The following is a 15,171-nucleotide window of genomic DNA, read 5'->3' as shown; positions in this document are numbered from 1 at the left end:
GCTCTTTACGGTTTGAATTCCTGGTTCAACTTGCATCGACTACCGCACCTCCCCTGTTAATATGGCAAATTGAACTCCTTCCGCTTGATCTCAATTTCATCGTTAATGTACAGAATATAATCAGATAGGGCTTCGCGAGGATTTTCGCTGGCATTGACCACTTTCCTGAAGGCATTGTCCAAATGCCGGCCCGTGAAATATCCCCCTGGCACTTGCGGAATGCCTCGTACCCACCGCCACTGGTTATCCAGATTCCGATAATCCTTCACCGGCCATGGCAGTTCCTCCAGCGCTTCGATGTTGGCCGTTGGATAGCGGGCAGCCTCTCCCATCAAGCCTTCCATCTCTCGGCCATACGCAATTTGCGTCTCCTTGTCGGTCCACCACTTCAGAAATTGCCAAGAAGCCTCTTTGCTCTTTGAATTTTGAAGCAGCATGACGGCGGTCGTATGGCTGGCAACTTCGTGGTTTACGGTGCCGTCTTCGCGTTCAGTGCCCGGCACGATCGTGAAATCCCACAGCCCCTTTATCTCGGGGGCCATCACCGTCAGCATGTTGTACGTCGTGTAATCCGCAATCCCGATCGGCATCTCTCCGGTGCGGAAACGGTTCGGGAAATCCGCTTGCAGCGGGAACTTGTAGCTGGTATAGAACTGCGTCCACTTCTTGAAGGCTTCCATGGAGATGTCGGAGTCGAGCGCGCTCCTCGTATCGTTATCGCGATAGAACTGCCCACCGTTCTGATACAGCAGCATCGCAAACGTCGCATTCGGGACTAGACTCGCATTGGCGGCTTCAAGCGGTAAATAAAATTCCATGTTGTGCTTCTGAAGCACGGAAATCATGTCATAGATTTCTTGCCAGGTCGCGGGCGGCTTCAAGCCAAGTTCCTCCAAAATATCCTTGCGATAGAACAACATCGGGAAGGTCTGCTGCTCAGGCAAGGCGTACACTCCACCGTTATATCTATAAGGCTCAAGCCCGCTATCGCGGAATCGGGTGACCACCTCTTCGAAATCATCGAATTTCGTTAGATCAGCTGCAGCGCCCCTCATCGCGTAATTGACCGGCACGTCCTCGCCGATTTGCATGGCGACATCCGGACCTTCTCCGGCAAGCGTGGCTGGCAGAAGGATATTTCCCGGAACAAGCCGGAGATGCACCGGAATGTCCGATTCAGGCGTAAACGTGTCGTCGATCAATGCTTTCAGTACTTGCGCCTGATCGCGTCCTGTCGTCACCCAAACGGTGATGGCTTCTTCTTCATCGCCGGCGTTGCCGATCGTGTCATAGTCTTCCGTGTACGAAGCCACGTAAGCGCCTAGCTCATGGCCCGCAACCTCGAGTAACGACGCGTCCGCTTTGGGCAGATTACGATCCGGCGAGTGAATGATCAGATAATCGAGCGAGATGGGCTGCTCTTTAATCTGCAGCATCCAGGTTCCCAGACCGCCTACGTTCACTTTATACGTATCCAAGCGCTTGGCGACGGTTTCGGGATTTTCGGCAAGCTCGTTCAGCTGGTGCACCATCGAATGCAGGACGGCTACCTTTTCGCTTCGCTCGCCCGTTGCTTCTTCCAGATAATCGGCAACGCTCTGAATGATTTCGGCCTGCTCGGTGAACACCTCCACCATATCCGGAATCCGCTTCTCCAATTGATAATCGCGGAACGGATCCGGCGTATTGGAGGTGATCATTAATATTTTGCGGTACATTTCGTTCAGCTCCAGCACGCTGGATTCAATCGTCTGCAAGAGCGGCGCGATCTCGCCGAGAGACACCATCATTCGAATTTGATGCGTCCCTTTAGTGAAATGGAATAAATAAGGTTCTTCCTCGCCCAGCACGTTCATTTGCCAATCGCGATCATAATGAAAGCGGATTCGTTTCATTTCCTCAAAGGGAAACTCCCCGTTGATCATAAGACTTCGGGTGGCAAATACGCCCCGGAGCTGGTCCTGCTTTTGCTTCAAGGCGATTTGGTACAAACCTTCTTCTTCCACCTCGAACTCCCATTCGATCCATTGCCCCGGCAGCTTCCAGTTAACGCCTCCGATGGTGTTGATTCTGATTTTGGAAACGTCGTACGGCACAACGGTCGGGCTGGATCTGTCGGATGTAGGATACAAGGTCGGCGACGATTTCCGCTTGGCATCCTCCGCCTGAATCAGAATGTACTGACCCCGGGTCGGTTCCAAGCCCTCAGACTCATATTCATTCGCCAGCTCCTCGTATGTTTTCAAGGCATGCTCCTGGTACAGCTCGATATAATCAATGGCCATCGGCTCCCGCAAGGACGTTAGCGTAAGCTTCTGCTTGCCCTTGTCAAAATAAAAGGAATATGGTTCATCATAGTAGCCGTACCGATCGGAGAGCGGCGCAAGCTGCCAGGAAGGCTGCTCGATCTGCCTTGGCCGCAGATCGTTTCCGCGGTTATCCTGTCTGATTTCCTCGTCCCGGTTTCCCCATACCCTGTCGAATAGTAGGATATCTGCTCCCTTGAAAGGCACCTCGTCATTGATAGAGAATTGCCTTTCGATTGCCGAACTCTTCCCCTCTATTGGATAGAATCGGATCCGGACATGGTATAAGCCCGGTTCTTCCACGTTTACGTCCCATGAGATGGAGCCAACCTCTGGCGTGATCACGGACTTCCCTTCGGAGCCGTGTAATTTCTCCGCGATCTCGAATCCTTCCCCAGAGGTTGATGCAAAGGACTCGCCTTCGATGCGAACGATGCGGTCCGGACGGCTCGCCGATACATGGGCCTCTAAATACTGGCTGTACCCGTCCTGCCCTTCCGTTTTTATGACCGCTTCAAAGTCGGAGGTCGCTTGAACGAAGCCTTGGTTTGTCGATTTCGAAGGGTAGAAGGCCCATAGAGACAAAAAAAATAGGACAATGACAAGTATGGCGCTGCCGAAACGCTTGTTCCTGGTGTTCAATTTCTCTCCCTCCCATACGGTTAATCCATCCAATGACAGTCCCGGCCGCAGCAATGCGCTGCGCAGGGACGTTCACCTCTCGGGTAATGTTCAATGTCAAGGACCATATACTTCGTCAATGGCCGCTTGGAAGGTTGACTTGTACTTCTCAACCACGGTAGAAACAGATATCCCTTCATTCAGCTCGCCGACGAAATCGTAGTACTTCAAATTCGGGAATGTATTGTGGTCAAGAATAATCATGTTTGGCGCCACCATTTTGGCGTTATTTAAATCGTCTTCGCTCGAGAATAACGTTTCGTAAGAGGCTTGGTCCGGATAGTCGTATACGGATTCAATGTCGTTGATTTTCTCCCAGATATAAAGCAGCTGTTCCGGATTTTCGACTGCTTTCGGAATGGTGAGCGCCTGGAAGAGTGCTTCGGCAGAGTGGTACTCCGTTGCGTTCGGCCCTTTCGGAAAAGGTACGAAACCGATGTCGTAATCCGGCATATCCGTCTGCATGCCGCTCAACTCGTGGAGGGCACCGGCGTACATTAATGTATTGCCTTGACGGAAAAATTGGCCTGGCTCCGTCCAGTCGCCGCCCTCGGTTGGTCTTGCTAGTTTCTCGGTAGCAATACGAGAAATGAAATGAAGAGCATCCAGTGTTGCAGGATCTTCTAGATTTTGCTTATCTTCTTTGGTCAGACCCGTGTTGTTGGAATATAAGGCATGATCCATAAGCGAGGAGTTTGCTAGCCCCCAAGTGTCCAGCTTGCCATCGTTGTTCGTATCTTTGTTGGCTTCTTTAGCCACTTTTATGAATGTTTCCCAATTCCAGTTATCTTCGTTCACGTACTCTTGAAGCGGCTTTAAGCCAAGCTGGTTCATAAGTGTACGATTGTAAAAGATGCCCTGAACCAGATTTGCTTGATTTTCGGTGAATCCGTACCCCCTGTCTTCATACGTGTAGTATTCGTTTGTAACCTTTTGATTAAAGGCGACGGGGTTTTTGGTGTATTCGTCGATCGGCCAGAGCAGATCCTGTTTAACCAAGGTAGGCACCGTGTAGGTTTTGCCAAGGCGAACAATATCACCGACCGGTTCACCAGCGAGCAAGGAAGCAGTAACTTTCTCTTGGTACTCGCCGTAGTCGATGGCCACGTACTCCACTTTAAAATTATGCTTTTGCATCAGGTCTTCAAGATTCTTCTTGCGCTGGATATTGTCCGGGGTATCCTCCGGAATCGTCATATCCCACCAAGAGACGATTTTGATCGTCTTACCGCCTAAATCGAAATCCATTTCCGGCGTTCTGTAGACTTCATCCCCGCCGCTGTTTTCCGTCTCGTCCGTTCCCTTCGACGTCTCGTTTTCAGTGCTGCTATTCGTGCCCGATTCCACGGCTTCTTGAGTGCCGCTGCTCGGGTTGTCCGAGCCACCGCTGCAGGCTGCAAGCAGCAGAACCAGTCCCAATAACAGAACCATTAATTTGCGAACACGCATCTTTAATCCCCCTCAACGTTTGATGTTTGGTCCAGATTCACCCAAAGTTTAGCGCTTACATTTCCATGCAACAACCTGGGGAAATCGAGATATTCTACCCCTGAAACGCTAGAAGACCGTCCCCTGCAACGGCTTGTCCGCCAATCTATTTCAACCCAGCTTTGCAAGAAGTAAAGAACGGTTAGGAATGCAAAGAAAAGCACATTGTGGAAAAGGGGGGCCGGACAACATAATGTAAGCGTAAACATTTTGATGGATATTCTGCTTTTCGCATTATCTGGGGAGGGAGTCATTATGTCTAAGTTACTGTATATCAATCTGGGCTGCTGCTCCGATGACATGCTTCGCCTGCAGGATTGGCGCAAATGTGGGATGAACATGGAAATCTGCGATGATGATTATGAGGCATCGCTGCGCCAGATTGAGGAGAATGGCTATTCACTGGCGGTTATCAACATGACCGGCAGCCCCAAGAAAGGGTTGGAGCTGTGCGGTCGAATCCGGAGGATCAGCCGATTACCCATCATTGTTGTTGAGGATACCATGGAATTTGCCTTCATCCGCAAAGCGCTGCAGCTGCAGGTAAGCGATTACGTACCGAGCACGTTGCCGGCTGAGGAACTGGTGAAGAGCGTAGCTGCTGTTTACGCGAACCAACGCCGCACTGAGGATGACGTGATTCACAGAGTCAAGGAATATGTGGGGAAGAAGCTTCACGAGAATATTACGCTTAAAGACATTTCAAGCAAATTCCATTTCAACCGCTCCTATCTTGGCCAAAAGTTCAAAAACCATGAAAATATGAGTTTTAACCAATATTTGTTCATTCAACGTATGGAAAGAGCGAAAATGCTGCTGGAGCAAACAGATCTGAAGATTTACGAAATTGCGAACGAGGTGGGATATACTGAAATCGACTGGTTTTATAAACGATTTAAATCCTATACCGGCGTAAGTGCCAACGAATATCGTAAGATGGTCGCCTCCTAATCTGCCAAGCCAATGCAAATTAGTCCTTGGGTTATCCAAGGACTGCTGTCTGACCATACGCCTGGTCGCAATTATTATGCTCCATCCCGGCTTAGCCTGAAGGTTCGGTATTCCTGCGACGTCAGGCCGAATGAACCGATCTCACCGATTTCCCACTGATGTAAGACACTTTAAGAAACCAAGTTCTAAGTTCTTATTAAATTCGGAAAACAAAAAACCCTTGAATATCAAGGGTTTTCTTATTATGGAGCCTAGGGGGATCGAACCCCTGACCTCATCGCTGCCAGCGATGCGCTCTCCCAGCTGAGCTAAGGCCCCGTATGTTATTCATTTGCGAATTCAACGATACCCGTTTTCTTCCCGCCTGAATAATATACCATATAGCATCCTGGACATGCAATAGTTTTTTTTCAAAAAAATCAGCAGCCAACGGGAGCTGAATCGCGGACGAGCTTAAGCTTAACACGGCGGCTCCGGGCAGTTCTCGGCATGAAGCAATTCCGCCTGCCTAAGACTGCCCTGATTCTCTGCTGCCGCATATTCAGGCAGCTTACGCACCTCGGTTCCTCTTCTTCTATACCTCGGTTTCGTCTGTTCCCTTGGACAGCAGGCTCTTCAGTTCCTTCATAAACATGTTGATATCTTTAAACTGACGATACACCGAAGCAAAGCGGACATACGCCACCTCATCCACAGGATATAGCCGCTCCATCAGCAGCTCGCCAATCTGGCGGCTCTCGACCTCTGCAGCCGCAGTATTGCGCAGCGCCTGCTCCACGTCGGATACAATTTTATCAAGTTGATCCACCGACACCGGCCGCTTCTCACAAGCACGAATCAGACCGCGCAGCACCTTCTCCCTGCTGAATTCCTCACGGCTCCCATCCTTCTTCACGACAATGAGCGGCGTCTCTTCCACCATCTCAAAGGTCGTAAACCTCCTGCTGCACTGCTCGCACTCTCTGCGGCGGCGGATCGACTTGTTCTCATTCGCCGGACGGGAGTCCAGCACCTTGGTCCCTGCATGACTGCAATACGGACACTTCATACGCTACACCACTTCCTTATATAAAAATTACCAATAAATGAAAAGTCATTTTAGGTTATGAAAATCCGAAACCCGAGACATAATACTTGTACCAACCCAAGGAGGTGAACTAACAATGGCACAAAGCAACAGCTCCAACAACCTGGTTGTTCCTCGCGCAAACGCTGCTCTTGAGCAGTTGAAGTACGAGGTGGCTCAAGAACTTGGTATCTCCATCCCACAAGACGGCTACCAAGGTAACATGACTTCCTACGAAAACGGTTCGATCGGGGGATACATCACCAAGCGTCTGGTAACCCTGGCCGAGCAACAATTGGCTGGTCAATTCTCCGGTCAATAATCGATTCTTCCTTTGACAAAGTGAGTGTTGGGAAGGCTTGAGCATTCAAGCCTTTCCAGCGCTCTTTTTCATTCAGAACTCATCGTATATGCTCGTATACTGATTATAATAATAAATGACTCGCTGTACATAATGCCGGGTCTCGCCAAAAGGAATGCTCTTCACATTCTCATAGCTGCCGTCCCAGGTGCCTTTGCTGAGCCAGTTCTTGACGTTCCCTGGCCCGGCATTGTAGGCCGCAATCGCCGCTATCGGATTGCCGTCCATTTGCTGGTACAGATTTCTGATGTACCAGGTGCCGAGCTGGATGTTGACGTCCACCTCATGCTTGACGTTGTCCAGCGAGCTGGCCGGCAGCTTGGCCATTTCCATCGCCCAGTTGGCCGTATCCGGCATCAGCTGCATAATGCCGAGCGCGCCTTTCTTGGACTCCTTGCCCGGCTTGAAATTGGTCTCCACGCGGATAATCGAAGCAACAAGGAAAGGATCGACATCATAATAGGACGCATGTTTCCGAATCTCATCCTTGTAATGGATAGGATACAAGAGCGACATCCAGTTGGACGTCAGAAACAGCAGGGATAAAAAAGAAATCAACAGCAGAAGCAGCACTCTCTTTTTCCGGAGCCACCTCATGCCTCTCTAACCATCCTCTGCCATAGCTTGTCCACCTGCTGCTCGGTATCCGCCAATGTCCCGCTGTTGTCGATCACGATGTCAGCCAACTGCTTCTTCTGCTCAATGTCGAGTTGGCTGCTTAATCTGGCCTCTGCCTGTTCCTTCGATATTCCGTCACGTTCCATAAGACGCTGAAGCTGCACTTCCTGCGGCACATATACGACCACAATCGTATTCAGGTACGGGTACTCCTCCCTCGCTTCCAGCAGCAGTGGAATGTCCACCACCACAGGCTGACCGGGATGCTCCCGCTCATAGGCTTGTACCTGCCTGCGGATTTCCTGGCGGATGGCCGGATGGGTAATGTCATTCAGCGCCTGCCGCTCGCTCGGATTGTGAAAAATAATCTCGCCCAGTCTTTTACGATTTAGGCTTCCGTCCGCCAGCAATATCTCTTGTCCAAAATGAGCAGTCACCGCAAGCAGAACCGGATGGCCCGGGAGCATCACTTCCCGGGCGATAACATCGGCATCAACGAGAAGCGCTCCCTTTTCGACCAGCATCGAGGACACTGTGCTTTTTCCTGTTGCGATTCCCCCGGTTAAACCGATATTCATGACTTCACCTCATAACAGCTTCATTATACCCATGATGATTAATAAAAAAGCAGGCAGATAGGAGATATACTTCATACTCCTGCTCGAAGCGAACCGCAGCCCGATCTTCATCCCCAGCAAGAGAAAGGTGCCGCTGAAAATAGCCACGATCACCGCTGTCCCAAGCGGAGAGAAACCAAGCATCGCCGCGCCAAGCCCTGCGCCAAACGCATCCAGTGACAATGCGATGCCGAGCCACATCGCTTCCCATGGCGATATGCTTCCCGAGTCATCCATATCCGCTCGCGCCGGGCTGCGCAAAATCTGAATGACGATGCCCAGCTTCCGGATCTCAAGCGAGAAGACCGCCTTCTGACCGTCTCCCGGCTCACTCCGCTTCGCGGGTATACCCGCTGCTGTTGCTGGAAGCTCACCGGAAACGGATGCTTCACTGCGCTCCTCCACTTCCTTATGAAGCACCAGCGGCGGCTCGGACTCGGAATCGCCTGCTCGTTTGATCTGCTGCCACAACGACCAGCAGCCTAACAGAATGAGGATCACAGCCCCGATGACGGAGGCTGCAAACGGGGAAAAGAACCGTTGTAACAAAGCGCCTGCCTGCATGGAAATGCCGAGCACAAGTCCCGAGCATAGCGAAATGATCAGTACGGATAGCAGCGGGATTCTCGTTTTGCGTAGACCATATGTAACCCCGGCCCCGAATCCGTCCAGGCTAAGTGCAAAGGCAAGCAGTACAGGTGAGAAAATAAGACTGAGCACCCTCTTCCCTCCCTTGAAGGCCGCGGCATCAAGATCAAGCCGCCTCTGTGATGAACAGCGGACATCCTCACGCCTTCGGCATATGTTCATCACAGTATATGGCTTTCGGAAAAGATAGGTGCATGCCTATATTTTATCTTAGCGTTTGCGCTTCATCTTGCCAGCTGAAACAGCTACAGTCCCCAGCGGCTGGCAACTCGGACAATAATGCGTGCCCCGGCCGCCGACCACCGTTTTGTGGACCGGTTTCCCGCATGAATGACAGGGCTCATCCTTTCGCCCATAAATCTTCAGACGTTGCTGGAACATCCCCATTTCCCCTTGACCGTTCACATAGGACTTGATGGAAGAGCCGCCGGCTTCCACCGCTTCAGTCAGTGTGTCCACAATGGCCTGGTGCAGGCGGTCCAGCTCAGCCTCGCTCAAAGTGTGGGCAATGCGCTCCGGATGGAGGCCTGCCCTGAACAGAGCCTCATCCACATAGATATTTCCGATCCCGACGATGTATGCCTGGTTCAGCAGCACCGCCTTGATTTTGGTTTTCTTCGTGCGGATGATGGCTTTGAACTTGTCAGCGGTAAAATCCGGGTCCAGCGGCTCAAAGCCCAGCTTGGCGAGAGGAGGATGCTGAAACTCCTCCCCCGTCGCAAACAGATGCATCGTGCCGAACTGGCGCACATCCTTATACCGCAGCTCCGTTCCGTCTGTAAAATGAAAGATCACATGGGTATGCTTCTCCACAGGCTCCTCGGCCCGGTATACCCCATAGCGTCCTTCCATCCGCAGATGGGAGACCAGCACAAGCCCGTCCAGCAAGATCCGCAGAAACTTCCCGCGCCGCTCCACTCCCTGGATCGTATGCTGCTCTAGCATGAACGCAAACTGCTGAATGTCGTCAGGACGCTGAATAATGCGCGGCAAATTCACGGTTACGCGTTCTATATGTTTTCCAACGATAAGTTGATTTAATGTTCGTTTGACTGTTTCGACTTCCGGTAGTTCCGGCATGATGACTTCACCTCATTCTCCATTATACCGGATGCGAACCTCTAGCGGGGCAGCGGTTTTTGGAAAAACCAATCACAAGCCTACAGCGTGAACGGCCCTGAACCAAGCTTCCTCCTGCCGGCGTCAATCTTACTTGGCCTCGTACCAGTTGCTGCCGTAGCTGACATCCGATTTCAGCGGAACCGACAGCTTGAGCGCGTGGCTCATGACTTCCGGCACCAGCTTTTTCATGACTTCAAGCTCATCCTCCGGCACCTCAAATACCAATTCGTCATGCACCTGAAGCAGCATGCGGCTCTTCAGCTTCTTCTCCTGCAGTGCCTTGTCCATCTGCACCATCGCCAGCTTAATGATATCGGCCGCTGTGCCCTGGATCGGCGTATTCATCGCCGTCCGCTCGGCAAAGGAGCGAAGATTGAAGTTGCTCGCATTGATTTCCGGCAGATAGCGTCTGCGTTCGAGCAATGTTTTCACATAACCTTCCTGCTTCGCCTGCTTCACGATCTCATCCATGTAACGCCGAACACCCTGGAACACTTCAAAATACTGATCGATGAAAGCGGCCGCTTCCTTCCGGGTAATGTTCAGGTTCTGGGACAGGCCGTAATCGCTGATCCCGTACACAATACCGAAGTTGACCGCTTTGGCCGAGCGGCGCATGTTCGCGTCCACCTGATCCTCACTTACACCGAACACGTCCATCGCTGTTTTCGTATGAATGTCCATATCATGAATGAAGGCTTCCTTCAGCCGCTCATCATCCGATATATGTGCCAGCACCCGCAGCTCAATCTGGGAATAGTCTGCTGCCAGAATGCTCCAGCCGGGCTCGGATGGAACAAATACCTTTCTCAGCTTCCGTCCTTCCTCTAAGCGGATCGGAATGTTCTGCAGGTTCGGATATTGGCTGCTGAGCCGCCCGGTCGCAGCAATGGTCTGGCGATAATACGTATGCACCTTGCCGGTGCGATCCGAAATCTCCTTAAGCAGCCCTTCCACATACGTTGATTGCAGCTTGGCTATCGTCCGGTACTGCAAAATTAACCGCACGATATCATGATACGGAGCCAACTTCTCCAGCACCTCGGCATCGGTCGAGAAGCCGGTCTTGGTCTTCTTGATCACCGGCAGCTGCAGCTTGACGAACAGGATCTCCCCCAGCTGCTTCGGCGAGTTCAGATTGAACTCGGTTCCGGCAATTTCATAGATTTGCTGAACCAGCTTCTCGATCTGCGATTCGAACTCACGGCCAAGCTCTTTCAAATCCTCCACATTGACGGCAATGCCCTGCTTCTCCATGTCCGCAAGAATCCGGGACAGCGGCATCTCCAGCTCATGGAACAGCGGCAGCATCCCGTTAGCCTCCAGTTCTTTCTCCTGGATCGGAACCAGTTCGGAGACGGCCAGGCACTTTCTGGCCAGATTCTCGCTCAGCACCGCTTCATCCGGCACTTTGTATTTCGCTCCTTTTCCGAACACCTCTTCATCCGCCTGTAAATAGGACAGCCCGTATTTACCAGCAAGCCCGCTCAGGCTTTGATTCGATTCGGTCGGATCGAGCAAATAGGCAGCCAGATGTACGTCAAATGCGGCCCCGGCAAAAGCAATGCCCTGCCAGTGAAGCGCCAGATCAAGCCGGTGCAGGTCATATCCCCGCTTCGGCACTTCGCTGTCAGCGAGCCAAGCACGGAGCGGTTCCGCTTCTTCGGACTTCAATACCTCAAAGGGAATGTAGAACTGCCGCTGCTCCGTCGCCAGTGCCAGTCCGATCACTTCGGCATGATGAGGATTGTCGCCATGGGTTTCCACATGCAGCACCTGGACCGAATCCAGTGCCTCTTTAACTTCAGCCAGCTCCCCAGCATGAACTACGGTGACGTTCACCTGTGCCTGCTTGGCGGCTCCTTCTGCTGCATCTGCGCCAGCATGCGTGCTGAGATCCAGACGTTCGATCAAGGACTTGAATTCAAGCTTCGCCAGAGCCGGCCCCGCCGTCTCCTGATTCAAGCCGTCAAATTTCATGTCGTCCAGAGACAGCTCCAGCGGAACCTCGCGATAGATGGTCGCCAGCTTCTTGCTCAGCACAGCGGAATCCGCATGCTCTTCGATCTTCTCCTTCATCTTGCCTTTCAGTTCATCCGTCCGCGATATGACCTGCTCTACCGTGCCGAACTGATGCAGCAGCTTCAGCGCCGTCTTCTCCCCAACGCCCGGAATCCCGGGAATGTTGTCCGAGGCATCGCCCATCAGCCCCTTAAGATCAATAATCTGCTCCGGTGTGAGGTCATAACGCTCCTTGATCTGCTCCGGACCGAAATATTCGATTTCCGTCACGCCCTTGCGTACGACAGCGATCGTGGTATTACCGGAAGCCAGCTGGAGCATGTCCTTGTCCCCGGACACAACCATGACCTGGCGGCCGGCCTCATCGGCCTGACGGGTAATTGTACCGATAATATCATCCGCTTCATAACCGCTGATCTCAAATTGGGATACGCCGAGCCCCTTCAACAGCTCCTTCAGCAGCGGAAACTGACCGGACAGCTCCGGCGGGGTCTTCTGGCGTCCGCCTTTGTAGTCCTGGTAATCCGCGTGGCGGAACGTTTCCTTGCCCGCATCAAAAGCGACCATCATATGCGTCGGTTTATGCTCTTCGATAAGCCTCAGCAGCATCGTAGTAAAGCCGTAAACCGCGTTCGTCTGCTGACCGCTGGCGTTAGTCAACGGCGGCATGGCAAAAAACGCTCTGTAAATGATATTATTTCCATCAATCAAGATCAGCTTCTCCATATTACACCTCGCACCAATATAACTTCCTCCACCCATCATAACATAGGTTTGCCATATTTCCGAACGATCAGGACCAGATCGAAGCCCGCGTCATGATGGATACGTTAATAAGCCCTCTTAACAAAAAAAGAAGCTGCCCACCCTTGATCTTATGATCGGTGATGGCAGCCTCTATAAGTTCATTTACACACAGCTACTGGTTCAAGTCCGGACGATGTCCGGTGACCAGATATACCGTGCTCTCGCCGATGTTGGTGGCATGGTCAGCAATCCGTTCGATGTAGCGTCCTACCATAATCAACAGCATCGCCTGATTCGCATGATCCGGATCGGATGACAGATGCGAATACAGCTCCTTCAGAATCTTGCTGTACAAATGGTCAACCTCGTCGTCATCCTCCGCCATTTTATAAGCAAGGTCCGTATTCTCGGTCAGATAGGATTCGATGGATTCCGATACCATCGCCCGTACCTTATCCGACATCTGTGGCAGATCAACCAGCGGCTTGATCAGCTTCTCGCCTTGAAGACGAATGGTTACCTTGGCCACGTCACGCGCCAGATCCCCCATACGTTCCAGATCGCTCGCGATGCGGAATGCAACAAGAATTCGACGAAGGTCTTTAGCTACCGGCTGTTGAGTCACAATAAGACGAGTTCCGATATCCATAATCTGCTCTTCCATCGCATTCAGCCGCACGTCATTGTGAATGACATGCTGCGCTTTCTCTGCATCCAGACTCTTCAGAGACTCAACAGCAGCAGCGAGCGCTTCTTCCATATGCCTGCCCATATCCCGCAGTGTGGTTTTCAGCTCTTCGAGCTGCTGATCAAACTCAATTCTCCGGATCATGTGTGCTCCTCCCAACTGTCACTATAATAATTGATTAGCCGAATCGGCCCGAAATGTAGTCCTCTGTACGAGGGTCCGAAGGCGTGGAGAACAGCACGTCCGTATTGGCGGATTCCACCACTTCACCGTTCAGGAAAAATACCGTTTGACCCGATACGCGGGCAGCTTGGTGCATGTTGTGTGTGACCATAACGATGGTGTATTTGCTCTTCAATTCCTGCACCAGCTCTTCGATTTTCAGCGTCGAGATCGGATCAAGCGCCGATGTCGCTTCGTCCATCAGCAGAATATCAGGCTGAACAGCCAGCGCGCGGGCAATACACAGGCGCTGCTGCTGACCGCCCGAAAGACTGAGCGCCGAACGCTTCAAGTAATCCTTCACTTCGTCCCACAGCGCCGCTTGCTTCAAACTCTGCTCCACGATGCCGTCCAGCTCAGACTTGCTCTTAATCCCGTGCAGACGCGGACCGTAAGCGATGTTGTCATAAATTGATTTCGGGAACGGGTTCGGTTGCTGAAACACCATGCCTACCTGCTTGCGCAGTGCCTCGACATGTACCTCATCACTATATATTTCAGTGCCTCCGATTTTAATACTCCCCTCGATCCGCGTCCCGGGAATCATATCATTCATCCGGTTTAGGGTACGCAGCAGCGTAGATTTACCACATCCGGAAGGTCCGATAAACGCTGTAACTGTTTTTTCGGGCAAATCCAGATCGACGTTTTTCAGCGCATGATACGTGTCGTAGTACAAGTTCAATTTATTTATCTGAATGATGGCTTCCATATCTTGTTCATGTCTCCTTTTTTACTATTAGGATACGCCCATCGGTTTACAGGTTCTTCGAATACTTGTTCCGAATCCACACCGCAGTAATGTTCATAATGAACAGCATGATGAGCAGCAGAATAATACCCGACGCAGCCAGCTCATGGAATGCCTGGCTCGGCCTTGAAATCCAGTTGAAGATCTGGATCGGCATGACGGAGAAGGAATCCATCAGATTCTCCGGCAAGAAAGCCACATACGTCAATGCGCCAATCATGATCAACGGTGCGGTCTCCCCGATCGCACGGGACAAGGCCAGGATAACCCCGGTCATAATGCCCGGCATCGCCGATGGAAGAACCGATCTTGATACGGTTTGCCATTTTGTTGCTCCCAGTGCAAACGAAGCATCACGGCGATTTTTCGGAACAGCCCGGATCGCCTCCTGAGATGCAACAATGATAATAGGTAGAACAAGCAATGTCATCGTCAGGACACCGGACAGCAAGCTTCGGCCCAGACCCATGCCTCGGACGAAAATCGCCAGACCGAGAATCCCGTATATAATGGAAGGAACGCCCGCAAGCGTACTGATGTTCAGCTGTATCAACCGAATCCAGCGGCCGCGTCCCGCATATTCCTCCAGAAAAATCGCCGCGCCGACACCAAGAATGAAGGAGATCGGCGTCATAAGCAGCAGCAAATAAATCGTACCGACAATCGGTGACTTCATACCTGCTCTGTCAGCAGAACGGGACGGGTAGTTGGTGAACAAATCAGGGGAAAGCCTGTGTACCCCGTCCATTATGATGGTGACAAGCAGCGCCATCAGTACGATAATACCGACGCTAGTGCATGCCAGGAAGAGCAGATGCAGCGCTTGGTCACTTCGGCGTCTCCGGGTAATTCCCTTGCTGTCGCCCAGATTCAATTGTTCCAT

13 protein-coding genes and 1 tRNA gene are annotated in these 15,171 nt (G+C 51.8%); 2 read left to right on the top strand and 12 right to left on the bottom strand.

The features are described from left to right. Nucleotides 1–56: 56 nt before the first annotated feature. Both CHH75_RS07855 and CHH75_RS07850 read right to left on the bottom strand, forming a co-directional pair. The gene (locus tag CHH75_RS07855; RefSeq protein ID WP_095397902.1) at nucleotides 57–2,948 is read right to left on the bottom strand and encodes an extracellular solute-binding protein; all 2,892 of its coding nucleotides are present in this window, start codon (nucleotides 2,946–2,948) and stop codon (nucleotides 57–59) included. A gap of 96 nt (nucleotides 2,949–3,044) precedes the next feature. Further along, nucleotides 3,045–4,436: an ABC transporter substrate-binding protein gene (locus tag CHH75_RS07850; RefSeq protein ID WP_095263820.1), complete on the bottom strand. Its 1,392-nt coding sequence runs from the start codon at nucleotides 4,434–4,436 to the stop codon at nucleotides 3,045–3,047. Between the two features lie 294 nt (nucleotides 4,437–4,730). On the opposite strand from CHH75_RS07850, the gene CHH75_RS07845 reads away from it, so the two are divergent. Continuing rightward, nucleotides 4,731–5,426 carry a response regulator transcription factor gene (locus CHH75_RS07845; protein WP_095397939.1) on the top strand — a complete coding sequence of 232 codons (696 nt, stop codon included), beginning with the start codon at nucleotides 4,731–4,733 and terminating at the stop codon, nucleotides 5,424–5,426. A gap of 245 nt (nucleotides 5,427–5,671) precedes the next feature. Here the strand turns inward: CHH75_RS07845 and CHH75_RS07840 are convergent. Both CHH75_RS07840 and nrdR read right to left on the bottom strand, forming a co-directional pair. Next, nucleotides 5,672–5,744, bottom strand: a tRNA-Ala gene (locus CHH75_RS07840). Between the two features lie 256 nt (nucleotides 5,745–6,000). Continuing rightward, the gene (gene nrdR, locus CHH75_RS07835) at nucleotides 6,001–6,474 is read right to left on the bottom strand and encodes a transcriptional regulator NrdR (protein WP_095263818.1); all 474 of its coding nucleotides are present in this window, start codon (nucleotides 6,472–6,474) and stop codon (nucleotides 6,001–6,003) included. Nucleotides 6,475–6,589: 115 nt separating this feature from the next. On the opposite strand from nrdR, the gene CHH75_RS07830 reads away from it, so the two are divergent. After that, on the top strand, nucleotides 6,590–6,814 hold the full coding sequence (locus CHH75_RS07830) for an alpha/beta-type small acid-soluble spore protein (protein WP_095263817.1): 225 nt from the start codon (nucleotides 6,590–6,592) through the stop codon (nucleotides 6,812–6,814). A gap of 72 nt (nucleotides 6,815–6,886) precedes the next feature. Here the strand turns inward: CHH75_RS07830 and CHH75_RS07825 are convergent, their stop codons facing one another. The 8 genes from CHH75_RS07825 to pstA all read right to left on the bottom strand — a co-directional run bounded on the left by CHH75_RS07825 (nucleotide 6,887) and on the right by pstA (nucleotide 15,171). Beyond that, nucleotides 6,887–7,450 carry a lytic transglycosylase domain-containing protein gene (locus tag CHH75_RS07825; protein WP_095263816.1) on the bottom strand — a complete coding sequence of 188 codons (564 nt, stop codon included), beginning with the start codon at nucleotides 7,448–7,450 and terminating at the stop codon, nucleotides 6,887–6,889. Next, nucleotides 7,447–8,049, bottom strand: a complete 603-nt coding sequence (gene coaE / locus CHH75_RS07820; RefSeq protein ID WP_095263815.1) for a dephospho-CoA kinase — start codon at nucleotides 8,047–8,049, stop codon at nucleotides 7,447–7,449. Before coaE ends, CHH75_RS07825 begins: the two co-directional genes overlap by 4 nt. Nucleotides 8,050–8,058: 9 nt before the next feature. Beyond that, entirely contained in the window at nucleotides 8,059–8,808 is a 750-nt protein-coding gene (locus tag CHH75_RS07815; RefSeq protein WP_095397901.1) for an MntP/YtaF family protein, read from the bottom strand. 138 nt (nucleotides 8,809–8,946) lie between these two features. Further along, nucleotides 8,947–9,816, bottom strand: a complete 870-nt coding sequence (gene mutM / locus CHH75_RS07810; RefSeq protein WP_095397900.1) for a DNA-formamidopyrimidine glycosylase — start codon at nucleotides 9,814–9,816, stop codon at nucleotides 8,947–8,949. Between the two features lie 129 nt (nucleotides 9,817–9,945). Next, the gene (gene polA, locus CHH75_RS07805; protein ID WP_095397899.1) at nucleotides 9,946–12,606 is read right to left on the bottom strand and encodes a DNA polymerase I; all 2,661 of its coding nucleotides are present in this window, start codon (nucleotides 12,604–12,606) and stop codon (nucleotides 9,946–9,948) included. 193 nt (nucleotides 12,607–12,799) lie between these two features. Then, nucleotides 12,800–13,459, bottom strand: a complete 660-nt coding sequence (gene phoU / locus CHH75_RS07800) for a phosphate signaling complex protein PhoU (RefSeq protein ID WP_095263811.1) — start codon at nucleotides 13,457–13,459, stop codon at nucleotides 12,800–12,802. Between the two features lie 34 nt (nucleotides 13,460–13,493). After that, entirely contained in the window at nucleotides 13,494–14,249 is a 756-nt protein-coding gene (gene pstB, locus CHH75_RS07795; protein ID WP_095263810.1) for a phosphate ABC transporter ATP-binding protein PstB, read from the bottom strand. A 46-nt stretch (nucleotides 14,250–14,295) separates the two neighbouring features. Further along, the gene (gene pstA, locus CHH75_RS07790; protein ID WP_095263809.1) at nucleotides 14,296–15,171 is read right to left on the bottom strand and encodes a phosphate ABC transporter permease PstA; all 876 of its coding nucleotides are present in this window, start codon (nucleotides 15,169–15,171) and stop codon (nucleotides 14,296–14,298) included.

The sequence above is a fragment of the Paenibacillus sp. 7541 genome, assembly GCF_002276395.1.
Lineage (GTDB): Bacteria > Bacillota > Bacilli > Paenibacillales > Paenibacillaceae > Paenibacillus_AQ > Paenibacillus_AQ campinasensis.
Note: the sequence above shows the minus strand (reverse complement) of the source record. Positions and strands in the feature narration are given on the sequence as shown.